At 41.1% G+C, this 25,158-nt stretch carries 29 protein-coding genes; 13 read left to right on the top strand and 16 right to left on the bottom strand.

What is annotated here, in order from left to right; genetic code table 11:
- Nucleotides 1-103: 103 nt before the first annotated feature.
- Nucleotides 104-844: a type I methionyl aminopeptidase gene (gene map, locus CHH91_RS15765; RefSeq protein ID WP_095224393.1), complete on the top strand. Its 741-nt coding sequence runs from the start codon at nucleotides 104-106 to the stop codon at nucleotides 842-844.
- Nucleotides 845-1,123: 279 nt separating this feature from the next.
- Here the strand turns inward: map and CHH91_RS15760 are convergent, their stop codons facing one another.
- From CHH91_RS15760 to CHH91_RS20650, 8 genes are all read right to left on the bottom strand, one after another.
- The gene (locus CHH91_RS15760; RefSeq protein WP_095224392.1) at nucleotides 1,124-3,037 is read right to left on the bottom strand and encodes a BglG family transcription antiterminator; all 1,914 of its coding nucleotides are present in this window, start codon (nucleotides 3,035-3,037) and stop codon (nucleotides 1,124-1,126) included.
- Between the two features lie 124 nt (nucleotides 3,038-3,161).
- Nucleotides 3,162-4,550, bottom strand: coding sequence for a glycoside hydrolase family 1 protein (locus CHH91_RS15755; protein WP_095224391.1), 1,389 nt, complete (start codon nucleotides 4,548-4,550; stop codon nucleotides 3,162-3,164).
- A 24-nt stretch (nucleotides 4,551-4,574) separates the two neighbouring features.
- A complete protein-coding gene (locus CHH91_RS15750) occupies nucleotides 4,575-4,880 on the bottom strand; it encodes a PTS sugar transporter subunit IIA (RefSeq protein WP_095224390.1) in 306 nt (101 codons plus the stop codon).
- Between the two features lie 22 nt (nucleotides 4,881-4,902).
- Complete coding sequence (locus CHH91_RS15745; protein ID WP_176465819.1) at nucleotides 4,903-5,796, bottom strand: ROK family protein; 894 nt, start codon at nucleotides 5,794-5,796, stop codon at nucleotides 4,903-4,905.
- Between the two features lie 36 nt (nucleotides 5,797-5,832).
- The gene (locus CHH91_RS15740) at nucleotides 5,833-7,269 is read right to left on the bottom strand and encodes a glycoside hydrolase family 1 protein (protein ID WP_286160807.1); all 1,437 of its coding nucleotides are present in this window, start codon (nucleotides 7,267-7,269) and stop codon (nucleotides 5,833-5,835) included.
- The gene (gene celB / locus CHH91_RS15735) at nucleotides 7,262-8,578 is read right to left on the bottom strand and encodes a PTS cellobiose transporter subunit IIC (RefSeq protein WP_095224388.1); all 1,317 of its coding nucleotides are present in this window, start codon (nucleotides 8,576-8,578) and stop codon (nucleotides 7,262-7,264) included. The genes CHH91_RS15740 and celB overlap by 8 nt, the downstream gene beginning before the upstream one ends.
- Before the next feature lie 15 nt (nucleotides 8,579-8,593).
- Nucleotides 8,594-8,908, bottom strand: a complete 315-nt coding sequence (locus CHH91_RS15730; RefSeq protein ID WP_095224387.1) for a PTS sugar transporter subunit IIB — start codon at nucleotides 8,906-8,908, stop codon at nucleotides 8,594-8,596.
- A gap of 234 nt (nucleotides 8,909-9,142) precedes the next feature.
- The gene (locus CHH91_RS20650) at nucleotides 9,143-9,304 is read right to left on the bottom strand and encodes a hypothetical protein (protein ID WP_176465818.1); all 162 of its coding nucleotides are present in this window, start codon (nucleotides 9,302-9,304) and stop codon (nucleotides 9,143-9,145) included.
- A gap of 190 nt (nucleotides 9,305-9,494) precedes the next feature.
- Between CHH91_RS20650 and CHH91_RS15725 the strand changes: the two genes are divergently transcribed.
- Both CHH91_RS15725 and murB read left to right on the top strand, forming a co-directional pair.
- Nucleotides 9,495-10,112 carry a nuclear transport factor 2 family protein gene (locus tag CHH91_RS15725; protein ID WP_095224386.1) on the top strand — a complete coding sequence of 206 codons (618 nt, stop codon included), beginning with the start codon at nucleotides 9,495-9,497 and terminating at the stop codon, nucleotides 10,110-10,112.
- A 152-nt stretch (nucleotides 10,113-10,264) separates the two neighbouring features.
- Nucleotides 10,265-11,185, top strand: coding sequence for a UDP-N-acetylmuramate dehydrogenase (murB, locus tag CHH91_RS15720; protein ID WP_411260284.1), 921 nt, complete (start codon nucleotides 10,265-10,267; stop codon nucleotides 11,183-11,185).
- A 140-nt stretch (nucleotides 11,186-11,325) separates the two neighbouring features.
- Here the strand turns inward: murB and katA are convergent, their stop codons facing one another.
- The 5 genes from katA to CHH91_RS15695 all read right to left on the bottom strand — a co-directional run bounded on the left by katA (nucleotide 11,326) and on the right by CHH91_RS15695 (nucleotide 15,996).
- Nucleotides 11,326-12,777, bottom strand: a complete 1,452-nt coding sequence (gene katA, locus CHH91_RS15715; protein ID WP_095224384.1) for a catalase KatA — start codon at nucleotides 12,775-12,777, stop codon at nucleotides 11,326-11,328.
- Between the two features lie 408 nt (nucleotides 12,778-13,185).
- Complete coding sequence (locus CHH91_RS15710; protein ID WP_176465817.1) at nucleotides 13,186-13,545, bottom strand: GGDEF domain-containing protein; 360 nt, start codon at nucleotides 13,543-13,545, stop codon at nucleotides 13,186-13,188.
- Between the two features lie 140 nt (nucleotides 13,546-13,685).
- The gene (locus CHH91_RS15705) at nucleotides 13,686-14,105 is read right to left on the bottom strand and encodes a hypothetical protein (protein WP_095224382.1); all 420 of its coding nucleotides are present in this window, start codon (nucleotides 14,103-14,105) and stop codon (nucleotides 13,686-13,688) included.
- A 333-nt stretch (nucleotides 14,106-14,438) separates the two neighbouring features.
- The gene (locus CHH91_RS15700) at nucleotides 14,439-14,867 is read right to left on the bottom strand and encodes a BrxA/BrxB family bacilliredoxin (protein ID WP_095224381.1); all 429 of its coding nucleotides are present in this window, start codon (nucleotides 14,865-14,867) and stop codon (nucleotides 14,439-14,441) included.
- A gap of 4 nt (nucleotides 14,868-14,871) precedes the next feature.
- The gene (locus tag CHH91_RS15695; RefSeq protein ID WP_095224380.1) at nucleotides 14,872-15,996 is read right to left on the bottom strand and encodes a conserved virulence factor C family protein; all 1,125 of its coding nucleotides are present in this window, start codon (nucleotides 15,994-15,996) and stop codon (nucleotides 14,872-14,874) included.
- Between the two features lie 233 nt (nucleotides 15,997-16,229).
- On the opposite strand from CHH91_RS15695, the gene CHH91_RS15690 reads away from it, so the two are divergent.
- The 6 genes from CHH91_RS15690 (at nucleotide 16,230) to CHH91_RS15670 (ending at nucleotide 19,064) form a co-directional block, all read left to right on the top strand.
- Nucleotides 16,230-16,850 (top strand): DedA family protein, encoded by a 621-nt coding sequence (locus CHH91_RS15690; RefSeq protein ID WP_095224379.1) that lies wholly within the window; start codon nucleotides 16,230-16,232, stop codon nucleotides 16,848-16,850.
- 12 nt (nucleotides 16,851-16,862) lie between these two features.
- Entirely contained in the window at nucleotides 16,863-17,714 is an 852-nt protein-coding gene (locus tag CHH91_RS15685) for an undecaprenyl-diphosphate phosphatase (RefSeq protein ID WP_095224378.1), read from the top strand.
- Between the two features lie 96 nt (nucleotides 17,715-17,810).
- Entirely contained in the window at nucleotides 17,811-17,981 is a 171-nt protein-coding gene (locus tag CHH91_RS20645; RefSeq protein ID WP_176465816.1) for a hypothetical protein, read from the top strand.
- Entirely contained in the window at nucleotides 17,978-18,202 is a 225-nt protein-coding gene (locus CHH91_RS15680; RefSeq protein ID WP_095224377.1) for an alpha/beta-type small acid-soluble spore protein, read from the top strand. Before CHH91_RS20645 ends, CHH91_RS15680 begins: the two co-directional genes overlap by 4 nt.
- 12 nt (nucleotides 18,203-18,214) lie before the next feature.
- Entirely contained in the window at nucleotides 18,215-18,382 is a 168-nt protein-coding gene (locus CHH91_RS15675; protein ID WP_353615331.1) for a YfhD family protein, read from the top strand.
- A 67-nt stretch (nucleotides 18,383-18,449) separates the two neighbouring features.
- Nucleotides 18,450-19,064: a spore coat protein gene (locus CHH91_RS15670; protein ID WP_353615330.1), complete on the top strand. Its 615-nt coding sequence runs from the start codon at nucleotides 18,450-18,452 to the stop codon at nucleotides 19,062-19,064.
- A gap of 29 nt (nucleotides 19,065-19,093) precedes the next feature.
- Here CHH91_RS15670 and tlp read toward each other — a convergent pair whose 3' ends face one another.
- Nucleotides 19,094-19,327: a small acid-soluble spore protein Tlp gene (gene tlp / locus CHH91_RS15665; protein ID WP_095224376.1), complete on the bottom strand. Its 234-nt coding sequence runs from the start codon at nucleotides 19,325-19,327 to the stop codon at nucleotides 19,094-19,096.
- A 54-nt stretch (nucleotides 19,328-19,381) separates the two neighbouring features.
- Nucleotides 19,382-20,116, bottom strand: a complete 735-nt coding sequence (locus tag CHH91_RS15660) for a YqcI/YcgG family protein (RefSeq protein ID WP_095224375.1) — start codon at nucleotides 20,114-20,116, stop codon at nucleotides 19,382-19,384.
- 154 nt (nucleotides 20,117-20,270) lie between these two features.
- Between CHH91_RS15660 and CHH91_RS15655 the strand changes: the two genes are divergently transcribed.
- The 4 genes from CHH91_RS15655 to CHH91_RS15640 all read left to right on the top strand — a co-directional run bounded on the left by CHH91_RS15655 (nucleotide 20,271) and on the right by CHH91_RS15640 (nucleotide 23,954).
- Nucleotides 20,271-21,221 carry an ABC transporter permease gene (locus CHH91_RS15655; RefSeq protein ID WP_095224374.1) on the top strand — a complete coding sequence of 317 codons (951 nt, stop codon included), beginning with the start codon at nucleotides 20,271-20,273 and terminating at the stop codon, nucleotides 21,219-21,221.
- Nucleotides 21,214-22,164, top strand: coding sequence for an iron chelate uptake ABC transporter family permease subunit (locus CHH91_RS15650; protein ID WP_095224373.1), 951 nt, complete (start codon nucleotides 21,214-21,216; stop codon nucleotides 22,162-22,164). Before CHH91_RS15655 ends, CHH91_RS15650 begins: the two co-directional genes overlap by 8 nt.
- Nucleotides 22,161-22,916: an iron ABC transporter ATP-binding protein gene (locus CHH91_RS15645; protein ID WP_095224372.1), complete on the top strand. Its 756-nt coding sequence runs from the start codon at nucleotides 22,161-22,163 to the stop codon at nucleotides 22,914-22,916. Before CHH91_RS15650 ends, CHH91_RS15645 begins: the two co-directional genes overlap by 4 nt.
- A gap of 96 nt (nucleotides 22,917-23,012) precedes the next feature.
- The gene (locus CHH91_RS15640) at nucleotides 23,013-23,954 is read left to right on the top strand and encodes a siderophore ABC transporter substrate-binding protein (RefSeq protein ID WP_095224371.1); all 942 of its coding nucleotides are present in this window, start codon (nucleotides 23,013-23,015) and stop codon (nucleotides 23,952-23,954) included.
- Nucleotides 23,955-23,996: 42 nt separating this feature from the next.
- On the opposite strand, the gene CHH91_RS15635 is transcribed toward CHH91_RS15640, so the two are convergent.
- A complete protein-coding gene (locus tag CHH91_RS15635) occupies nucleotides 23,997-25,064 on the bottom strand; it encodes a nitric oxide synthase oxygenase (protein ID WP_095224370.1) in 1,068 nt (355 codons plus the stop codon).
- Nucleotides 25,065-25,158 lie beyond the last annotated feature (94 nt).

Raw genomic sequence — 25,158 nt, 5'->3', positions numbered from 1 at the left:
ATTTAAGTTTAATTCATCATTTTCGTTTCGGTATAGAATACAATGATAAAATGACGATTTTTGTATAAAATTAAAGCGGGATAAAGAAAGTGGGGTAGAAAAAATGATTGCAAAAACAGAAGAAGACTTTAAAGCTCTGAAAGAAATTGGCAGAATTGTTGCCTCGATCAGAGACGAATTGGTACAAAGAACGGTTCCAGGAATTACGACCAAAGAACTTGATAATATAGCCGGAGAGATGTTTGAAAAAGAAGGTGCAGTTTCCGCTCCGAAAAGTGAATATGATTTTCCAGGCCATACTTGCATTAGTGTGAATGATGAAGTGGCCCATGGTATTCCGGGAAGTCGCGTTATTTCTGAGGGGGATCTTGTTAATGTGGATGTTTCTGGCTCAAAGAATGGTTACTTCGCAGATACGGGAATCTCTTTTGTAGTAGGCGAAGGAGAAGAAGTATTAACGAAGATATGCGATGTGGCTAAACAAGCATTTGAAGCAGGCCTTAAGAAAGCAAAACCAGGTTCCAAAAAAAGCGGAATTGGAAGAGCAGTATTCCAAACAGCAAGACAGAATGATTTAACTGTTATCACAAACCTTACAGGACATGGTATTGGACGCACCATTCACGAAGCACCAGACCATATTTATAACTACAAGGATACATTTGATGATGAATTATTGAAGGATGGGATGGTTATCGCATTCGAGCCATTTATCTCAACTTCTGAGGAAGAAGTATTCCAAAAAGAAGACGGTTGGACATATGCTACAGAAAAAAGCTATGTTGCTCAAGTGGAGCATACGATTATCCTTACTAAGAATGGTCCGATTATTGTCACGCTATGATGCTTTCAAAAGCATTAGTTAATCCGAAGTTGTATTGTAGAAGAGCCTGGAACATTTAAACGTTCCAGGCTCTTTTTTATGCAACAGCAGAAGTGTTACGATCGATATCTGGCTCGATTAATAGGAGGATTAGTTAGCTGTGATGTGATATATATGGATACAGCTGGGATAGGAGAAGGTGGGAGGTGATTTTTTGCAGGATCCGTTGCATTAGTTCCTGTATAGAAATATGAGTGGAATATGTTTATAAGTAAGGCAATGCGATAAAATAACATTGCCTTACAACAATTTAATGAATTCACTATATGTTTTTGCTTTGATCAGTTTTTGCACAATGGATCTGTTTTCAATTATTTTTAATAGGATATCATATAGAGACTGCAAGTCCTCCATACTTTTCTTTTTAACACAGAGTAGTCCTATAAATTGTATGGGTTTATCATTCCACATGATAGCTTTTTCCAATGTACATACGGCTAAAATTGTTTCATTGGATTGAGGTGATATAGGATGAGGTATAGCTACTAGATTTTCATATGCAGTAGGAGCGATCTTTTCTCTTTCATAAACTGCTTCGAGAAATGTATCATCAACTAACCCATCTTTCACTAATTTACTGTTTAGAAATGCAAGAACTTCTTCTTTAGATGTGAACTTTTCTCTTAAAAATACAAGATTCTCAGGAAAGTAGATTTGATGTTTTTCCTTTTTTGTGAGGAAGTGTCTCTTTATCTTTTGCAGGTCTTCCTCTCCTAATACTGCGTTAACCTCGATTACCGGGACAGCCAATTTTTGCTGAATAGGAATAGAACTGATAATAAAATCAATATCAGTTAAGTCATATTGATTAAGCTTGTAGTATTCCGTTGTACCAACAACATCAAGAGATTGGCCAAAGTAGTTATTGAGTTTATAAAATATAAGTTTTGCTGTCCCTAACCCGGAAGCACAAACAACTAAACACCGACTCGGACCCTTTTTCAACTTGTTTTTTTCTATGGCAGCTCCTATATGTAAGGCAATATATCCCAACTCATTCTCGTCTATTTTAGATTCTATGGCTGCCTCAATGGCTTTACCTGCTATTACAGCGGCTTCGTAAGATAATAGGTAATTCTTTTTTATATCGTCCAACATTGGATTTCTAATATTCATTCCATATTTAAATCGGTTAATGGCGGGTTTTAAATGTAATGCTAAAGCCATTCTTAATTCATCATCTTCGTTGATTCCCAGGTTCAGTTCTTGTTCTACTTTTTGAAGGGCATAGTCTACTAGTTGACCGATCCTTTCTTCTATAAGCCCTTTAACTGCCTTATTTCCATGTGAATCTGCAACTATCTTCGTTCCCAGCAAGTGAATTGCAATATAGGCAATTTCCTCCTTTGGGAAAGTAACATCAAACGTATTCTCAACGTCTTTTACGATTTCTTTGGCGACAATATACTCATGTTTGTCCAATATGTCATCTAGATCGTTCTTAAATATTTTAACGTAGTTATTAAAGTTAATTCTGTTAATAGCAATTGAAATATGAATCAACAGATTATGAAAGGCTATATCAGATAAAGGAATATGGTGCATATTGATTTTTTCTAAAAGGATTTTCTTAACTGTATGGAGTTCTTCCTCAGACATAAATTGCTCACTCAGTAAATAATGATTGCCTTCTGCTTTTCTGTTGAATAAATACTCAGACATACAAAACCGCATTTTCAATTCGTTTCCTGATAATTTCAAGCCATGATTTGGTCGGGACGTGAGTTGGATATTATATTTTGAAAGAGACTCCTTAACGATTTTCAAATCATTTTGAACAGTGGATTTGCTAACAAATAATAAATCCGCAATCTCGTCAAGTTTCACATAATGTTCGCTCATGAGTAGATGCTTTATTATAAAGGATACACGGTCTTCTGGCTGACTTGGCGTATATTGAAGTTCTAGGTCTCCAGTTATAGAACGGATATATTTATAAAATTGCTTCTCGTGAATAATATGAAGCTGATAACCTTTACCCATAATAGATGCGATGGTTGCACCGTGGTCATTTATTAACGAGTTCAATATTTTTACATCTTCCCTTATGGTGCGGATGCTTACTTGATTATGATTGGCCAAATACTTTCCACTTATCGGTGTTTCAAGAGACATCAATTGCTTTAGTATAATTTTGCCTCTTTTTGTTAACATTTTGTAATCACCACTCCTACATTTATGAGAAAGCGCTTTCTATTTTCGTGCTGGAAAGGTTCTGGCTCAAACTGAACCAGAACCGCTTGATAGTATTATCGCTTATGATATTCTGCTTTCTTGGCTAAAATCCATTATTGCGTGAAACTTCGGTAAACCATTGAGCACTTTTCTTTAAAGTGCGTTCCTTTGTTTCAATATCTACGGAAATGAATCCATAACGGTTTTTGTAAGCATTCATCCAAGACCAATTGTCCATGAAAGTCCATAGGTGATAACCCTTCACATTACAGCCTTCTTCAATAGATTTATGCAGCCATTTTAAATGTTCACGAATAAAATCAATTCGATAATCATCTTGAATTTGCTTATTTTGTATAAATCTTTCTTCGTCTTCGACACCCATGCCATTTTCGGAGATAAAGGATTCTATGTTTCCATAGTTTTCTTTTAAGTTAATCAATATATCGAATATGCCTTTTTCATAAATTTCCCAACCGCGGTATTTATTCATTTTTCTGCCAGGCATTTCGTATCTATCAAAAAACCATTCTGGCATAAGTGGGCTTTCTGGATTAACAGTATATTCTTTTGCTTTTACACGGCGAGGTTGATAATAATTCACGCCAAGAATATCCACGGTATTATTTCTTATTAAATCTAAATCTCCATCAAGTATAGTCGGAAGCTCACTATATTCTTTGATAATCTCAATTAATTCTGGAGGATATTTTCCAAGTACTGCCGGATCCAGGAAGCAGCGATTAAAGAATAAATCTGCAATACCTGCGGCTTTTAAATCTGTAGGGTGGCTGCTTCTAGGATAGGAAGGTGTTAAATTAAGTATAATACCTATTTTTCCTTTCTCAAATGGAAGGGAACGATAAACTTCGACTGCTTTTGCGCTTGCTATAATTGTATTATAGGCTACTTGTGCTGCTCGTTTGAAATCAACTACATTTGGATAATGCATATTATAGAGATAACCTGCTTCAACCGGAACAATAGGTTCGTTGAAAGTGAACCATTTTTTAACTCGATCACCGAATAAATCAAAGCATATTTTCGCATAGTCTTTGTATGCTTCAACAACTTCTCGGCTTTCCCAGCCGCCTTCATTTTGCAAATCAAGCGGCATATCGAAATGATAGAGATTAACAAATGGCTCTATACCATTATCAATCAAGTTATCAATTACAGAGTTGTAAAAGCTAACGGCTCTTTGGTTAACTTCTCCGCGACCTGCTGGAATCAGACGTGACCACGAGATGGACATTCGGAATGAATTATGGCCAATTTGCTTCATCAAACGGATGTCTTCTTTATAGCGATGGTAAAAATCAGATGTAGATTCAGGACCGACGTTATTAAAAAAACGGTTTGATTCTAATTCATACCAATGATCCCAGATGTTTTTACCTTTTCCATCTTTATTTGCAGCACCTTCAATTTGTGTAGAAGAAGTAGCGCTGCCCCACCAAAAGCCCTCGGGGAATGTATAGGATAATTGCATTTATAAACCTCCATCTATTGGCTGCTATTTAAAACGATAAAGTTCTATAAATTCTACTGCCAGGTCCCGAACGGTCATTGCTGTCATTAGATGGTCTTGGGAATGAATCAGCAATACACTAATAATGTTCCCATTACCGTTTGCTTCTTCTTGTAACAGCTTTGTTTGAACACTGTGAGCTTTACTTAATTCTTCACCAGCTTCTTTGATCAATTCATCTGCACGTTCAAAGTTTCCTTGCTTTGCTTCCTGTATCGCTTCCATTGCATTTGCTTTACCGTTTCCTGCATAAAGAATGATTTGAAATGATATTTCTTCCATCGTTTCCATTCAATAACCTCCAATATAAGACTTATCTACGATGCTCATTAGACTTTAAATAGCCATATACAGCGCCTAACAAATTAGCATGTTGTGCAAATTTACATGTAGCAATACTAGGTTTGATTTTAGCTAAGTCGATTTTCCCTATGATAAGATCTAGCTTTTGGTTGATTTTTTCAATCAGGTCTGCTCTTTGGCTGATCCCCCCGCCAATTAATATCACTTCAGGATCATAGATGTATTGCAGGTTATATATTCCGACTGCTAAAAGGTGATAGAAATCCTCCACAATTTTGGATACCTCAACATCGCCAGATTCAGCTAATTCAAATACCTGTTCTCCAGATAAAACATACGGATCGATCTGTTTTAAAGTAGCAACTTTTTTTACTAAAGCTTTAGTGGATGCTAGCCTGCTCCAGACATCATCGCTATTTGTTATAGTGTCAGTGAGCAGCATATATCCAAATTCGCCACCATGTAAATTGGCTCCTTTATGTAAACTGCCATTCTTAAAAATAGCTCCGCCAATCCCAGTACCAATTACCATTACTAAAACATCGTTCTTTCCTTTGCCGTTTCCATCCCAAATCTCAGCATAGCCCGCACAATTTGCATCATTCTCGAGATATACAGGCAAACCTGTTTTTTCTCCTATAAGCTGTTTCATATTAGGGCCATGGATATAAGGAACAGCGCTGGATCCGTAAATGATTCCATCATCAGAAACAGCGCCAGGACAACTAACGGCTATACCTGAAATATTACTTAATGATTGACTTAAATGCTGGATAAAATCTAATAGAGATTGGAGGGAGTCTGGTGTTTTCACTTTATTTATGCGAGAGATTACAGCGTTTTCTGAAACTTCTCCATATTTGACGAATGTTCCACCTATATCAATAGCCAAAAAATTCTTCATAATATTTTCCTTCTTTGCATTGAGTCTGTCCGTCACTTATTTATATTCTTCTTCTGAAACTTCAAGCTGTCTCGACTCGATCAGCTCTTTATACCAATAACCCGATTTTTTTAGGCTGCGGTTACGATTTTCAGTTAAATTGATTTCAACTAGACCATACCGATTTTTAAATGCATTCATTGGTGAAACATTATCTGTAAATGCCCAGAGCATATAACCTGTGCAGTTGGCTCCTTCATCAACGGCTTTTAATAACCATTGTAAATGTTCATTGATAAACTCAATGCGATAATCATCTTGAATCATATTATCTTCGTTTTTAAAGCGATGTTCATTTTCAACACCCATACCATTTTCAGCAACGAACCATTCGATGTTGCCATATTCCTCTTTCATTCGAAGTGCGATATCATACATTATTTGCGGATAAATTTCCCAACCGCGATATGGGTTCATTTTTTTCCCTGTTAATTCGTGCTTGTCATAATAATATTCCGGATGGAAAGGTGTATCCTCGTTCCATGCTGCAGTTCTTGCTTTCACCCTGTGAGGGAAGTAAAGATTCAAACCAACATAGTCTACTGTGTTTTCTTTAATAAGTCTTAATTCATCTTCCGTATAGTCAAACGTGATATCATGTTTCTCCATTAGTTCAAATAATTCTGATGGAAACTCTCCCTTAATAGAAGGATCTAAAAATACACGATTAAAGAATAAATCATAGATACGTGCAGCTTTTTGATCATGTTCTGCAGAGGATCTTGCATATGTTACTTCAGGATTAATGATATTACCAATCTTCGCACCGAATTTCTCTTTTAACTGCATTTGCTTGAATAGCCTTACAACTTTTGCTGTAGCTAAAGATTTATTGTAATTCCATTGCATCCATTTTCTTGTATTTTGCTCAAAGGGCCAGCGAATGGCGTCTAAATGAACACGGGTCTGTACAACTATTGGTTCATTGAATGTAAACCAATGTTTGACCCGGCTGCCGTATCGCTTGAAAACCTTTTCTGCATACTTCTCAAATAATTCCACAACATGTTTCGAACCCCAGCCACCGTATTTTTCAAAAAGAACAGCTGGAAGCTCATAATGTTCGAGGCAAATCATCGGTTCAATGCCATTGTTGAGTAATTCATCTATTACGTTTTCATAATGAGAAGCATATTCTTCATCAACTATGGCATTTTCATAATCCACTAAAAACCTGGCCCAATTGATAGAAGTTCGATAATGAGTAAGCCCAATTTGTTTCATCAATTGAATATCTTCTTTGTAACGGTTATAAAAATCGGTTGCTACAGCCGGGCCATAGCCATTATGCCAGACATTCTTATTGTTTTTGTACCAAAGGTCCAAATAGGAGTCCTGAAAATCCTTTTTACCGGTCCAACCTTCTGTTTGCCAGGCAGAGGAAGCTGCACCAATAATGAAGTTATCAGGTACTTTGATTACTTTGTTAGACAATTTTATCATCCCGTCCTTGTTTTTGATCTTTAGCAGTTGTTTGCTCAGTCTGGAAATATTGCTTATCGAGAATTCTTAAGAATGGCAGCCAGATCAGTACAACAATTACTAGGTTCACTAATTGCATGATTGCTCCGGCAATTGAATTCGTAACCAACATACCGCTAATGAAAATTGGTGTTGTCCAAGGTACATGTACTCCAGTTGAAACCGGAACTAGTCCAGTTGACATTGCAAAGTAAGTGACGATAGTAACAACTACTGGAGAAAGCAGCCAAGGAATGATCACCATAGGATTCATGACAATTGGCAAACCAAAGATGAGAGGTTCGTTTACATTGAAAATTGCTGCTGGTCCACCAAGCTTACCAAGGTTTTTTAATTGTCTGCTCTTGGTGAATAAGAAAATACCTAAAATTACTGCCATTGTCATACCAGTTCCGCCCATTCCTACAATGAATGTATCTATAAACTGGTTGTTAACAATATTTGGACGTTCTAGACCAGCATTAAATGCTTCTAAATTTTCAAGGGATAATGTCATCCATATCGGATCCATGATTGAATTGACAATAATCTGTCCATGAAGTCCAAAGAACCAAAATACCTGTATTAAAAGAACGGCGATAATTGTTGCCACCAAACCGCTTCCTAAGGAAGTTAAGGGTTGTTGAATAAGAGTATAAATAAAATTCTGTAATGTTTCGTAAGGTGTGTAGCTCAAGATAGCGCGGATTGCTAAAAAGAAAGTTAATGTCAAAGTTAGTGGAATTAAGGAGCTGAAAGATTTCGACACAGCATCAGGTACACCCTGAGGCATTTTGATAGTCCAATTTCTCTTAACAAAAAATCTGTATAGTTCTACTGATACAAAGGCCGTGAAAATCCCTAGGAATAAACCTTGAGCACCTAACGCTGAAGCAGGGATAACCCCTGCAACCCCTTCTAAAACTTGAGGTGTTAAGATTATGAAAGAAGCCAGTGCAGCGAAGCCGCCATACAAAGCTTCCAACTCATAATGCTGAGTCAATTTGTAGGCGATGCCGAAGATGACAAAAAGACCCATAATACTTAAAGTAGAGGCAGAAGCAGGTCCTAAAATACTTTGATATTCTGCTAGAGCATTTTCACTGATTATTTTGTCCAGGAAAGGAATGTTCGCTAATACTACAAAAAGAGAACCGAAAATAATAAAAGGTAAAGCAACCATAAAACCATCGCGCAGTGCGCCAAGATACCGGTTATTATTTAACTTATCTGCAATAGGTAATAATATATTTTCTAAAGTCTCGGTAAATTTACTTCCCATAATGGTTCCCCCTCATTACACCTTTTTTTGGATCAATTCTAATGCCTTATCCAAAACAGCTTCACCATCGATGCGTCCATAAGAAATAGGGTCGATCACATCGACTGGTACACCTTTCTCACCAGCAACTTTTGAAATTTTTTTGAAGAGGAACCTCATTTGAGGTCCGATTAACAGTACATCCGCTTTTTCCATGTCGGATTCAGCCTTATCCTGTGCCACTGCCCAAATCTCTGCCTCGATTCCTTTTTCTCGAGCGGCATCTCTCATTTTGGATACTAATAAACTTGTGGACATTCCAGAAGAGCAAGCAAGTAGAATTTTCATCAAATATTTCCCCCTGTCACAATAAATGATATCGCTTACAAATTTGATTATATATATTGTTTAGATGAAACTGCACATATTATTTTGCCTCTTTAAGGGTGAAATCTTTAAAATCTATCCGAAGCTAGTTCTTTCATGACTTAGTTTTATGTAAGCTGAATTGGCTTAAGGAATTGAGAGGGGATTTAGTATATACATAAAAAATAAGGTGATGCTGAGAAAAATCTCGGCACCACCTTATATTTCTTCATGTTTCCATGTTGTTTCCTCACCCTTAGCAGGGCATACAGGAAACACATCATTTTCTTTTATTTCGACTCTTTCACCGGACTGACAGATGTATACACCTGTTTGAGGTACACCTTGTCCTGTACGGTATTCGCGCGTATCATTACTCAACTTGTACACCTCCAGATTTACATATATAGTTTATCCCTTCCCTTTTAAGCTTACTCTTAACAGTTATAGGAGGTTTTCTTATTGTTTGCGAATACGAAAACAGGCCATATCGTTTCCTTGAGTACCTGTATCGCGATACAATTAAGGCAGCTGCATTATAACGGAGGAAAATAGAACGGAGTGACGACTGATGAATGAAACAATTATAACGTTATCAACAGGTGAGAAAATTCGAACTGAAGCACCTGAACAGCAAATACTGGAGCATATAACGAATAACCAAGGCATGATGAATAAAGCTTTTGTCGTGATTGGGGACGTACATATTGCCACTGCGCACATAGTTAAGATTGAATCCACTCTAGATGAATTCGAGAGACCTATACGTTTTGAACATGCAGATGATGGAGAGGGTCAAGTAGAGCTTGAACAGACGGAAGAGGTATCGAATCCGGATCAGTTTGAACTTTTGGAACAGCAATTCAGGGAAGCTATGCAGACGAGAGATATATTTGCATTGGATACTTTTCTGCATGATGATCTTGTTTTTATCAATCATGAGGGCAGCTATGTGACCAAGGATATGGACTTGGAGGCGCATCGAACACTTGCTGTGCGCTTCACGCAAGTATCTTGTTTTGATTTGCAAATCAAACCGACAAAGGATGGAGCAGTAACAATTTCCCGTATCCACCTGGAAGGACAGGAAGGGGACGATAAGATCAGCGGTGACTTTATTTACACACGTGTGTGGCAGCTGATCGGTGATCAATACCAAGTGATTGCGGGACACTGTTCTAAACTGTAATTGATGCGCAATTGGTCATTTTTATGCATAAACTATAGGTGTCTGGCCTAACAGGTAAATAAGGGCATTGTCACGTATGCGAAAAGTGGTATACAATACAGGTTGGGGCACGCTCATTTGCAGCGGCTAATACAGTAATGAGGGATTATATGATGAATGTGAATGCATTGGAGAGAGACATAAAGCAATTTTTAGAGGCTACAGATGTACTTATAGAAGCACCGCTTGCGGATTATACGTATACAAAAGTGGGCGGAAAAGCGGATGTACTTGTTTTCCCGAGAAGTTACACAGAAATTGAACAGGTTGTTGCTTATACAAAAGAAAATGGAGTGCCGCTGACAATCCTCGGTAATGCATCGAATGTGATCATTCAGGATGGCGGATTGCGCGGAGTGGTCATGATACTGACGAAACTCGATGAAGTGAAGGTAGAGGGAAACAGGATCACAGCGCAATCAGGTGCAGCGATAATCGATGTGTCCAGAATTGCGCTGGATGCGAGTTTGACTGGATTAGAATTCGCTTGTGGCATTCCTGGTTCCATCGGCGGGGCATTGTATATGAATGCTGGTGCGTATGGCGGAGAAGTCAAGGATGTTCTGGAGCAAGTAGTGGTCATAACTGATACTGGTGAGCGTAAGGTGATGACAAGTGAAGAATTAGAGCTTAGTTACCGTACCAGCATTCTGCAGAAGAATAATTACATCGCTGTGGAAGCAACATTCGTATTGGAAGATGGTGACCAAACAGCGATTAAAGCGAAAATGGATGAACTAACATACCTTCGTGAGTCGAAGCAGCCGCTGGAATATCCATCATGCGGCAGTGTCTTCCAGCGCCCTCCAGGTCACTTTGCCGGTAAGCTGATCATGGATGCAGGGCTGCAGTTGACTCGAATCGGCGGTGTAGAGGTATCAGGTAAGCATGCAGGCTTCATGGTGAATGTAGCCAACGGTACAGCATCAGATTATATCAATCTTATTAAACACGTCCAGGAGACAGTCAAAGAGCAGTTCGGTGTAAGTCTTCACCGGGAAGTGCGAATCATAGGAGATGCTCCTGATAAATGAGGAAAAGTACATCACTGTAGAGTGGTGTACTTTTTTGGTGTTTAATGTAAATCCATAGCCGAATCGAATAAGGCGTAACACAAAAGAAAAAGGATAGATGAACATAATTGTTCATCTATCCTTTGTTTTATCTTTTAGGATTAAACTTCTTGTGGAAGTGCAATGCCTAGACCGTCAGCGACGCGCTGGCCCCATTCTTTATCTGCTTTGTAGATATGACCTACTTGGCGTTCTAGAATGTCTTTTCTTGTAACTGGCTTCATTGCATCAACAAAGTTCTGTACAAGACGAGCTTTTTCATCATCAGTCATAAGACGGTAAAGATCTCCAGGCTGTGTGTAGTGGTCGTTTTCATCGTAACCAACACTGTCAGCTTGTCCGGATACTTCGAATGGTGCCATCTTGCTTGCTGGATCTTCTTTCGGACCATTGAAGCTGTTCGGCTCATAGTAAACGCCGCTTCCGCCATTGTTATCGAAACGCATTTGTCCATCACGCTGATAGTTGTTCACTTCGTTACGCGCACGGTTGATTGGAAGTGCTTGGTGATTAGCACCTACACGATAACGGTGTGCATCATGATAAGCGAACAGACGACCTTGAAGCATCTTGTCAGGAGATACTTCGATACCAGGTACAAGAGTTCCTGGAGAGAACGTAGCTTGTTCTACTTCAGCGAAGTAGTTCTCTGGGTTGCGGTTCAATACCATGCGGCCGACTTCGATTAGCGGGTAATCCTTTTGGGACCATACTTTTGTTACATCGAATGGATCAAAGCGGTATGTGTTCGCATCTTCAAGCGGCATGATTTGAACATAAAGCTTCCATTCAGGGAAATCGCCATTTTCGATTGCGTTGAATAAATCTTCTGTATGATAATCTGGATGCTCACCAGCAACTTTTGCTGCAACGGCCGGATCCATGTTTTTAACACCTTGCTGCGTCTTGAAGTGATATTTCACCCAAACGCCTTCGCCTTGTTCGTTCACCCATTTGAATGTGTGGGAACCGAAACCGTGCATATTGCGCAATGTTGCCGGAATTCCGCGGTCAGACATAAGAATCGTAACCTGGTGCAGGCTCTCAGGAGAAAGAGACCAGAAATCCCAAACCGCGTCAGGGTTTTTCAAATGTGTTTGCGGATGTCTTTTTTGAGTATGGATAAAGTCAGGGAACTTGATTGCATCTCGGATGAAGAATACAGGTGTATTGTTACCGACTAGATCATAGTTGCCTTCTTCTGTATAAAACTTAACAGCGAAACCGCGAGGGTCACGTACTGTGTCAGCAGAACCAAGCTCACCAGCTACAGTAGAGAAACGGATGAACATATCTGTTTTTTTGCCTACTTCAGAAAGGAAGTTTGCTTTTGTATATTTGGAAACATCATTAGTGACTTCAAAGTAACCATGTGCACCGGCACCTTTTGCGTGTACAACGCGTTCAGGAACACGTTCACGGTTAAAGTGTGCTAGTTTTTCAAGAAGATGCACATCCTGGATCAGTGTAGGTCCACGTGATCCAGCAGTTTGGGAATTCTGGTTATCTCCAACTGGAGCACCCCAGCTAGTAGTAAGTTTTTTATCTGCCAAGAAAATCACCTCAGAGTATGTAGTGTTTGTAAATCTATAAACATAGTAACATCTTTTTATTAAAAATCAATACTTATTTATAATAATTATAAAGTTATTATAAGGATAATTAGAAAAAGGGTAGACCAGCCTGAAAGCCAGTTTACCCTCTAATATAGATGATACCGTTTTCAATAAATTTTATAAAGAAGCAACCCATGTGACTAAAGCACATCCTACTATGCTGCCGCTGATTAATAAGTTTGTTTTCCACATTGGCACCCCTCCTCCTTCGATAAATTAAGTCTATCAAAATATGAAAGGGTTTTCAATATACAAAGAAGCCCAATTATTGGAATTGGGCTTCTTTGTGCTGTTGTTTGGTTTTGCACATTTCCTGATCAGTAATATCTATCATTTCTGAATCAGTCAGCGTAGAGCCTGGGCATAGTCATGGATTCCGAAGCTTGCTGCGATCGGGTATCGTTTTATCTTATCTCCATCTAAATAGGTTAATTTGTCCTGCAGTTTTTTTAGGAATTCCTCTGCCTGAGGACAAACTTTTTTAGGCAGCAGAATAATGAATTCGTCGCCGCCATGTCGGAAAAGACATCCATCTCCAGTTAAGGTTGATGCTATAGTGGAGGCAATCAGTTGGACAAGCTGATCCCCTTCATAGAGCTCGATTTTGTCATTTACATGTTTCAGGTTATTCACGTCTACGAAACAGAGGCAGAAGGGATGTTTCCCCCTGTTGGAGCAAATCCTCGATAAATTGAATGCCCGCACGGCGGTTGAATAATCCAGTTAGGGCATCACGGCTGGCATGCTCCTACAGTTCCATTTCAATCCTTTTGAAGCTCGTCACATCCGTCACGCTGATTAAAAGTGCATCTTTTTATTATAACTGAGCAGCTCAAAATTCAGCATCATCCAGGTTGCATGATGTACCAGATTATGGTGATATAATTCTCGATTTTCACTTCGTTCTTTAGTAGTCCTAGCAGTATTTCCTGCTCTTTTTGATCAGGTAAGAAGGAGGAGAGGAAAAAGCTGCTGACTGTTTGTTGACTTATACCAAAAAAGTGTCCAGCTTGTTTATTGTACAGAATAATATTTTTAGTATGTAAATCAATAAGTACTACTGGCTGCGGATTGGCAAAGAACAGGGTCTTGAAGTTACGTTTTTCTTCCTCCAGCTGCACTCGGCTTCTGTCGTCTTTTCTCAAGTAGTGATAGAAACTGAGATTGATCACTGCGCTTACTACCAATCCGCCTGTGAAATTGATAAGCATGATAAGCGAAACAGAGCCAGGATGAAAGTCATATAATTCTCCTCCGAGCAGCATGATATGCGCTATACCTGATATAAGGACATAGAGTATCAGTTGTATTTGTTAAAAGTGAAGTGCAGGCAAGCAAGATGATGAGGTATGCATACATATTTCCCTTCTGAAAACGATTAAAAGAAGAGAATGCACCTTGGGCAATATACAGTCCTATATAACAGCTGCTGAGAATCCTGGAATGAAATGATGTGAGAGATAACAGGCAGACATCAGCATGCCAGTTAGGTGGACAAGTGCGAGAGGAAGTACATAATCCGGAATTGAAGAAAGTTGAGCAGGAGAGACGCATAATGGTATTCATTACAAACAAAAAAAAGCTGCAATAGCAGCTCTTTACAAATGGTTGTTATAAGCGGTTGTAAGATTTTCCACGATTTCTTCCACGTCATATCCTTCGATTTGTTCACGAGGGATGAAATGAACCAGTTTACCGTCCTGCATCAATGCGACAGAAGGGGAGGATGGCGGTTGATCTGTGAAGTATTCCCGCATCTTTTCTGTAGCCTCTTTATCCTGTCCTGCAAATACTGTTACAAGATGATCTGGTTTTTTAGCGTTCTGTAAGGATTCGCGGACTGCTGGTCGTGCAAGACCTGCCGCACAGCCGCAAACAGAATTGACAACTACCAGCGTACTGCCTTTTGTCTGTTCTACATAGTTTTCAACCTGCTCAGCGTCAGTCAGTTCCTGGAATCCTGCTTGTGTCAGCTCATCCCGCATGGGCTGGACGATGCCGCGCATATATTCTTCGTATGCGTTCATTTTCCTATTCCTCCTTTTGTTTGGCTGCTTCCGTCATTTGTTTCCAGACGGAGCCTTTTGCTGCTTCGCCTCCGGCAATCCTCTCGATGGCCATGTTCAGCTGCAGCTTCACTTCGAATTCAGTTTCCTGTCTTGCTGCTTTTTCAAGCATCGGCAGGCTTTCGCTATCCCCAAGTTCATATAGAAACATTGCAGCCCGCCACCTGACTATCCGACTCGGATCGGCAAGTGTTGCTTCCATCGCCGGTGTTGCTTCTTTAAACCCAAGATCGGATAGGCAGTCACCAGCTGTGCGTCTGACTGTTACTACCTTATCCTGCAAAGCACGGTATAACAACGGCAAGACAGCCTTATCCTCTATCATACCGAGATAAGCAGTTGCCAGCCGGCGAATGGAGGCTTTCGGGTCTTGCAGAGCTTTATCCAGGAAAGAAAGATGCTCTTTTTCAGGCTCCAACGCATCAAGGGCACGATAACGTACACGCCAATCATCTTCATCCCACACATCCATTGTAGGCTGTTCTCGCATTACCGGCGGAGCTTGGGGATTCCTGGCACGTGCTACGAGTTCTTGCAGCCTTTCTGAACTATAGCTTGCGAGCAATTCTTCATATATATCCTGTCCTACCTGATTTGGATCACCGTATCGGGGGTACTGTTCTTCCCATTTACGGGCAAATACAATATTGTCATCCCCGGCGGCTTCCATTGCTGCTTCCGTAAACAGAGCAGGAAGCCCGATCCGCTTCTCTTGTTCATCAAAAAGCAGCTTGATTTGCATCGGAACACCATAAATCGTCTGAATCTGGACATCTACTTGTCCGTAATGCGGCTCTTGGATGCCAGCTTCTGCAGTCGTATCCTGGCTTTTTTCTCCGAATGCTTCCCGTACAGCAGGAAGTATCGTCTCCCAAGCTGTTTTCGGACTCCGTTCCAGGGCTAGGAAGTCTGCTACACGATAAATCCCTTTGACACCTTCTATTTTGAATAAAGCTTGGATGTAGTCTGGATCAGCAGACGATTGAGCTTCTCGTTTGTAATCGTAACTGCTGCCCATTGGCAGCATGTCATCCACCACGATTTTCATCGAATATGGACTCGGGGTAGGCTCGATTGTCACGATTTTCATCGTATTCCCCCTTACTACATTAATCATTTTTCTTCTATAGACTATATCACAAATATGGTTAAAGGTGCGACAATGTGAACCTAGGACTTCAGCCCAATGAAAACTAAGTCTCTGTTTCTATTAACCTCTTGGGTGCTGTCTGCTAGAATGTTAATTATCCGTAAAAAATTCCACCTTTTCGAGTGCAGGATGCTATAATGATTTGGTAAATAATTTACGTTTGGAGTTGTAAAATGGATAATTGGATAACGCAGTTTATGGAACAATTCGGTTACTTTGCGATCGTATTGCTGATGGCAGGCGAAAACGTATTTCCGCCGATCCCCTCAGAGATCATCCTGCTGTTCGGCGGCTTCCTGACAACCACCTCTGATAGTGTCACAGCAGTTGGTGTTATTATCGCGGCGACAATCGGTGCCGTTATTGGAGCTATTATCCTTTATGGCATCGGGCTTCTCTTGGATGTAGAACGTCTGGAGAAAATCGTGGACCGCTGGGGACATATTTTGCGAATAAAAAAAGAAGACATACATAAAGCGGATGCTTGGTTCGATAAGTATGGCGTATGGACAATATTCCTTTGCCGATTTGTACCTGTGATTCGGAGTTTGATTTCCATACCGGCTGGGATGTCCAATATGAATTTCCCGCTCTTCCTCATTTTCACGACATTAGGAACACTCATTTGGAATACAGTATTAGTATTGCTCGGTCTATGGCTAGGTGAATCCTGGACAACAGTGGAAACATATCTTGGTTATTACCAGGATGTCGTCATCGTAGTACTGGCGATCCTTATCGTATTGTTCGTCATTTGGTTCATCAGACGGAATAAAAAGAAAAAAAGTAGCTAGAGGAGTAGAGGCATGAGTATCATTGAGTTCTTTTCGGCCTTGATCATGGGGCTGGTCGAAGGGTTGACAGAGTTTGCCCCAGTTTCATCTACAGGCCACTTGATCATCGTCGATGATATGTGGCTGAAGATACACGAATTGTTCAACGATGAAGTAGCAAATACTTTCATTATCGTCATTCAGCTTGGCAGTATTTTGGCTTCTGTTATTGTGTTTTGGGACAAGTTCATGCAGATCCTTGGTATTCGCAAGCTGCAGGGGAAAACAGAGTCGATGCCAGGAAAACAAAACAAGTTCAACCTAGGAATCGTTATTGTTGGCTTGCTGCCGGCAGGGATCCTTGGACTATTGTTTGATGATCTGATTGATGAGTATCTGTTTTCCGTATGGTACGTTATCGTAGCACTAGTCGTGGGGGCTTTCTTCATGATCTTTGCAGATAAAGTATCGTCTAAAAAGACAGAAACAATCGATTCTTTGGATGGTCTTACGTATAAGAAAGCTTTTCTGATTGGGTTATTCCAGTGTATCTCTTTATGGCCTGGTTTTTCCCGTTCCGGAGCAACAATTTCCGGTGGTGTCATTCTTGGATTGAATCACCGCGTTGCATCTGACTTCACTTTCATCATGGCAGTACCTATCATGGCCGGTGCGAGTCTTGTCTCACTGCGCAATCACTTGCACGCTTTCACACCTGACGTGATTCCATTCTTCATCGTCGGATTCATCAGTGCGTTTATCTTCGCCCTGATTGCTATCCGGACATTCTTAAAAATCATTTCCAAGTATAAACTTGTTCCTTTCGCCTATTACCGCATAGCTTTGGCGATTGTGATCGTAATCTTCTTGATCATCAACAATTGATCCCTGTCTTGTACAGGGGTCTTTTTTTTGGCTAGAAGTGCCTTTCATATTATGACGCTTAAGACAGAAACTAATGCAGAAAGGAGGAGAAGCATCATGAAGAAGAATCGTGTGGATGGCGGTATCTGGATTGACGATACGTATCAGCCAGGCATGGAGGAAGGGCTTACAGCCAATAGGGATGAACAGGATCCAAACAAGAAGCACGTGCGCGCCGACTATGAGGGCGAGACCGGTGATGCACATACGCTTGGTCATTATCGATGACAAGGCGCAATAAAATACTCGTGCCTGAGGCGCGGGAAGGTCTTGATCAGTTGAAACATAAAATCATTCAGGATGCCGCCAACCAGTCATACCAGACAGAGCATGCTGATGATTTAGGGAATAGAACGAGCAGAGACAATGGCAAAACAGGCGGCAGCATTGGCGGTAATATGGTCCGTGAACTTGTACGGATGGCGGAAGAAAATCTGAAGCATCGTTAAGGAGGAAAAGCCGTGAACGACAAGGATAAATCATTGGAAGAATATTACATGCGTTATACCGATCTTGATGGAGATGGGAGAGATATCTCCTTTTCGCAGGAGGAAGCGGATATCGATGATTTGGAAGCACAGGCACGTTCCGATAAAGCAGATGCGCGTGTCGCTAAAAGGCATAAATAACCGGTCATAAGTCCTCGTATGATACAGCATACTAACAAGGCACGATATTTTATAGGGGGTTATCACATTGGAAAATCAGATGCAGACTGCACAGATGAATCAGCCGACAACTTTGCATGGCAAGCAAAACCATGGTGGTCATGAAATTTTTGATACACATGAAATCCTTACTGGGATGATCAGTGTGATCGATCAATATAAAATTTTTGACCAGTTCATTCAAGATCCAGAACTAAAGACGGTTGCTCAGCGCCAAGGTGATTTCCTTACTCAAACGTATAACACGATGGTGGAAACATTTAAGACTGGCCAGGATCCAACAGTTCCAACCACTTCTTACAGCATGCAGCAAGGAAATGATGTTGTATATGGAATAAAGCCTTCCCAGCCTAAAAAGCCGATTGCATCCGTTAACGAACTAACGGACGAATGTGTTTCCACTTATATGCTCACGCAAACAAAGAGTCTTGCTACCATGAGCACACGTGGTGCTTGTGAAATCACTAACCCTGTCTTAAGAAGGATTGTTGCTGATTCGGTACCGAATTTGATCGAAATGAGCTACGAAATCTTCTTGTATCAAAACAAACACCATTATTATCAGGTGGCACAATTACAGCCAAGCGATATGGCTGCCATGATGCAAAGTTACGATTCAGCTCCAATGAATCAAACGCATTAAACAGAAGGTCCGCCACTTGGCGGACCTTCTTATTTATTCTTATTCTGTTGGTAATTTGCTTCTTCTTTTAACTCGTGACGAAGACTATCTACGCTTGCAGCGCGTCGCTCGTTCTTCTCTTTCAAAAATGAGATTTCTTCATCCGTCAAATGCTCACTGTTCGCTTTGACGAAGTCCTCTGTTTGATGCACATTCTGCAGGGTATGCTGGATTGTATCCTCAATCCGTTCGGCATTGTCTGCACGGTTGTCCGGGTTTGGCATAGTAGACCTCCTTTCGAAGCAGATATAAGGTAGTATCCGCTACCGGAAGGAAGTTTATGTATACTTCAGTTCCCTATGATGGAAAGGACAACCTCCTTGTATTGGCTCCGCATCATCTCCAATGAAATATTGCTTCCATTCATGATGACTATGATCACCAAAATGACCGATATCCGGATGTTTCGGGAGCTTGTCCCATTTTTCTACCCGATCCCGGACGGAACCCCGTGATTTTGTCCCCGCGGGCTTGTCTCCTTCCAGCCCGTCGAAGATACTGCGTGGCTGCAGTCCAATGACAAGGGATGGACCCAGGTCGCGTGTGATACGCTGCTTATATGCTGGCGCATTACCAAAAAGGAAGTAAGCCTCACCGCCAATATGATAGTCAAAGAGGAAATGATCCGGATCCCGCGGGCGTTCTGCTGGCCACGGTATGTCGTCCACTTCATGCAGCCGCTGAAGGAAGCGCCAGAAGTAATCGCGGTAATATTCGAGATCTTGTTCCGTTTCTTCAGGCTCAAAGAAAAGGAACAAACCCCGGCGCACAGCTTTTTCCTGCGTATGCATCAGTTTTGTGAATTCATTGATAATCTTGAGCGCGTCATCCCAGTTGTTGTGTGGTACGAAGCCATATCGCAAGTCACCTTTCTTTTGAGCCGCAATTCCGAAGTAGCAGGGGAAATCTCGTTTAGTGACTGTTTCAGCAAAAGGCTTATAGGCATCAAGAGCCCAATTAGGAAGCTGTTGATTTGAGGTGCTGATGTCTTCTTTCTTTAAAAGCGGAAGCATAGATACACTCCTTATGTAGGTTGAATATTGTTATATTTCTTTGTCAGTCCAAAACTCCTATTGACGAGTCTTTTTCCATTTACTATACTAAAGCTAGAATCTAATTGATAATGAATATCAGTATCATTGATGCTGCTGAAGAGGTTTGACGCTTATGAAGTTGATTTACTTAGTTGTTATTACTGTTCTATTAGCTGTTTGTTCCCTGTTTGTCGGGGTGGAAAACGTGTCATTTTCTGCATTGTGGAAGATGGATGAGGAATCCTGGAATATCGTTATGATCAGCCGGCTGCCGCGGATGCTCAGCATTGTCATGGCTGGAGTAAGTCTCAGCATATGCGGGCTTATCATGCAGCAGCTTACCCAAAATAAGTTCGTATCTCCAACAACTGCTGGGACGATGGATTGGGCAAGATTGGGGATTCTTGTTTCCTTGCTGTTCTTCACCGATGCCAGCCCGATATGGAAGATGTGTATCGCTGCTGCTTTTGCTTTATTTGGCACATTGCTCTTCATGGGAATTCTACAGAGGCTGAAGCAGAAGGATACAATTTTTATACCGCTGGTTGGAATTATGCTGGGGAATGTGGTCAGTTCGATCGCAACATTTTTTGCTTTAAAGTTTGACTTGGTTCAAAATATGTCCTCATGGCTTCAAGGAGACTTTTCTTTGATCATGGAAGGACGCTATGAGCTTCTTTACATAAGTGTACCGCTACTGATCATCGCTTTTCTGTTTGCCAATATGTTCACAGTCGCTGGCATGGGAGAAGACTTCGCAACGAATCTCGGTCTTCCTTACAAATATGTCGTGAATGTAGGATTGATTATTGTCGCAATCATAACTGCAGTTGTCATTTTGACGGTCGGCGTCATTCCGTTTCTCGGTTTGATCGTACCGAATATCGTCAGTATGTACAGGGGCGACAATTTAAAGAACAGTATCTGGCATACAGGTGTGCTTGGTGCAGCATTCCTGCTCATATGTGATATAGCAGGACGTTTAATCATCTATCCATATGAAATCTCGGTAGGTCTCATGGTTGGCGTCATTGGCACAGGTATCTTCCTTTATATGCTGTTAAGGAGAAACGCCTATGCTTAAACGAAAAATCATCTTACTGATTATTGTCGCCTTGTCATTGGCTGGCTTGTACCTTTTCATCCATATGAACTTCCAAGCAATGGAGTACCTGCTGCGCACGCGGCTGGAAAAAATCCTGGCTATGATCTTATGTGCTGTTTCGATTGGTGTTTCGACTGTCGTGTTCCAGACCATTACGCATAATAGAATCCTAACGCCAAGCATCATGGGACTGGATAGTGTTTATATGTTCATTCAAACCATCGTGGTCTTCCTATTCGGTTCTGGAACATTTGTGATCCTGCAGAGTGATGCGTATTTCTTCCTTACTATCCTGTTGATGGTCGGTTTCGCTTTCGGGCTTTATCAGCTGCTGTTCCGCAAGGGACAAAGTAATCTGTTTCTGCTGCTCCTTGTCGGGTTGGTACTGGGGACATTTTTCAGCAGCTTGTCCTCTTTCATGCAGATGATTATCGATCCGAATGAGTTTCTTCTGATTCAGGACAGCATGTTCGCAAGCTTCACGGATGTAAACACGGATCTACTGCTCATTTCAGCAGTAATTATTATAGTGCTTTGTATATACATCTTCCGTTATCGTCACTACTTTGATGTCATGTCCATCGGTCGCGACCATGCAGTGAATCTAGGTGTGCCGTATGAGAAAATCGTCAAACGGATGTTCTTGGTCATTGCAGTACTTGTTGCCGTGTCGACTGCATTAGTTGGACCTATCACTTTCCTAGGATTGCTGACTGCCAATCTGGCACGGGAATTCCTCCAGACGTTCCGGCATACGTACCTGCTGATTGCTGCGAGTCTGCTCAGCGTGATTGCATTGCTCGGCGGACAATTAGTTGTCGAAAGGATCTTCTCCTTCTCAACACCAATCAGTGTCATCATCAATTTCGTCGGTGGTATTTACTTCATTTATTTATTAGTAAAGGAGAGTAAGAAGATATGATCGTTGCAGAAAAGCTTTCCAAGTATTTCGGATCCAAGAAAGTCATTCAGGATGTTTCCATAGAGGTCAAACGCGGTGCGATCACTAGCTTCATCGGGCCAAACGGTGCAGGGAAGAGTACCTTGCTTTCCATGGTGAGCCGCTTGTTAAAACAGGATGATGGTATTGTCTATCTTGACGGGAAAGACGTTCATAAACAAAAGAGTAAGGATTTGGCGAAGACAATCGCCATTCTGCGTCAGTCCAATGTCGTCCAGATGAGACTGACTGTCCGTGAGTTAGTAAGCTTTGGCCGATTTCCTTACTCCAGCGGGCGTCTTACTGCCGAAGACGAACAAAAGGTTAGTGAAGCTATTGCATACGTGGATTTGGAGGAAATGGAAGATAAATATTTGAACGAGCTCAGCGGCGGTCAGAAGCAGCGGGCATTCATTGCTATGGTACTGGCGCAGGATACAGATTATATCCTGCTTGATGAACCGCTTAATAACCTCGATATGAAACATGCTGTACAGATGATGAAACTGCTTCGGAAGCTGGTGGAGGACTTTGGCAAAACGATATTGCTTGTTATTCATGATATCAATTTTGCTTCTGTTTATTCAGATCGGATCGTGGCAATGAAGGATGGCCAGATTGTAGCAGAAGGTCCTACTGAAGATATTATCCAATCTGACGTTCTGAAATCCATCTATGATTTGGATATCGACGTCCATAATATCAGCTGTAATCGTATATGTGTCTATTTCTAAAACCCGTACAGGTTAAAGGGGTGATGCCGTTATGAAGCTAACTGCCTTTCTTGGCCAGCATGTCATACATCAAACAGAAAAAGGAGATAAGATAAAATGAAGAAACTCACATTATTGATGACAGGTCTATTATTCGTACTTCTGCTAGCAGCATGCGGAAGCAACTCCGATAGTGCAAGCGGTGCAGATAAAGAAGAAGAGAAGCTTACAATCGAGCATGAGCTGGGTAAAACAGAAGTGGCAAAAAATCCAGAGAAGATTGTTGCGTTTGATATGGGCGCATTAGACACATTGGATAAACTCGGTGTCGATGTAGCTGGTGTACCACAAGAAAATCTTCCTGATTATCTTTCCAAATACAGCAGTAATGACTATGAAAATGTCGGCGGTCTGAAAGAGCCGGATTTAGAAAAAATTGCTGAAATGCAGCCGGATGTCATTTTTATCTCTGGCCGTCAAAGCGACTATTATGAACAGCTTAGTGAGCTAGCACCGACTATTTACATCGGCGTTGATACGACAGATTATATGAACTCATTCAAGAAAAACACAGAGACGATTGCACAAATCGTAGGTAAGGAAACAGAAGCGGAAACAGCGCTGGGTGAAATTGATGATGCTATTGCTGATCTGAAGACGAAAACAGAAAGCATGGATGAAAAAGCATTGATCACACTCGTGAATGACGGCAGTGTTAGTGCATACGGCAAAGCTTCCCGTTTCGGAGTCATCCATGATGTTTACGGAGTGCCTGCAGTGGATGATACAATCGAATCTTCTACGCATGGTCAGTCCATCGGCTTTGAATATATTTCTGAGAAGAATCCTGATTATTTGTTTGTAGTGGATCGAGGCGCTGTCGTTGAAGGCGGTTCATCTTCAGCTGAAAAAGTATTGGACAATGAATTAGTTAATGGTACAAATGCAGCCAAGGAAAACCACATCACTTACTTAAGTCCGGATTATTGGTATCTATCTGGTGGCGGACTAGAGTCTGAAATGGAAAAAGTGAAAGAAGTATCCGATGCATTAAATTAAGAAAGAAAAAAAGCGCAGATGCTGAGATGCATTTGCGCTTTTTTAATACATATCTTCTTGATGGAAGTAATTTGGCTTGATGATTTCATTCTTATAAGGTTTATGGAAGATATGAGTTGCTGCAGGTGACATTGGAGGAATGAGCCAGCTCCACATACCTGTCAAATCACGTCCAGCTTTTTGCTCCTGCTTCTCGAAATGGGCGAATTGCTTAGCAGCAGTGTGATGATCGACAATCGTAACACCGGATTTTTGGAAAGATTGAAGCACAGCGATATTCAATTCAACCAATGCGCGATCCTTCCAAAGTGTAGATGCCTTGCTTTGATCAAGTTCAAGAACCTCTGCGACTTTCGGCAGCATATGGTAGCGGTCCTCATCGGCCAGGTTCCGTGCACCGATTTCGGTTCCCATATACCAGCCGTTAAAAGGTGCTGCGTGATAGGTTATACCGCCGATTTCCAATTTCATATCTGATATGATCGGAACTGCATACCAGCGTATATCTAAATCAGCTAGTTTAGGATACTCCTCATGCTCGATTTGGACCTCCTTCACTATATCTGCAGGTATTTCTTGAAGTACAGGAGGTTGGTCACCCACTTGTACGACGAGCGGAAGAATGTCGTGCATCGTTCCTTTTCCTTCCCAGCCGAAGTTTCTGCAAACATTGGTGAAACGTACAGAAGCAGGGTCACCGATTATGCCATGCTCTGACTCGTACCCAGCATACCGAAGTAATTGATGATTCCAAATCCGGATATTAGCATCCGGTGAGAAGATAGTGATCATCGGCTTTACTATTCCATCATTTGTAGCTTGTTCAATATGATTGAATAGCTTCTCCAGTATCTCCTCTGCATTCGTTGCTTCCCGTGCATCATTTACATGAAGGCCATTCCAGAACAAGCGGCCGATACAGCGGTTCGAATTCCGCCATGCCATTCTAGCTCCGTGCTCAAGCTCTTCAGCCGTATGGTTATATGTAGAGTTTTGGTTTATTTCATTTTCGATCTCGGACAGGCGCTGTTGTATTTCTTTATCTGATTTCCCGAGTTCTTGATAGCTTATCTGGATGAATTCTGTTGCTTCTTCCAATAGTTCTTGCATAGCAGCAGCCTCCTTTAGTCAGCTTGTAGTATAGCATGTGGGAAGTAAAAAGGCTTTATCAGGCAGAAATTGTAGAAAAAGGTTCATGAACGGC

Source organism: Virgibacillus sp. 7505 (assembly GCF_002272135.1).
In the GTDB taxonomy this organism is placed as follows: domain Bacteria; phylum Bacillota; class Bacilli; order Bacillales; family Amphibacillaceae; genus Terribacillus.
Note: the sequence above shows the minus strand (reverse complement) of the source record. Positions and strands in the feature narration are given on the sequence as shown.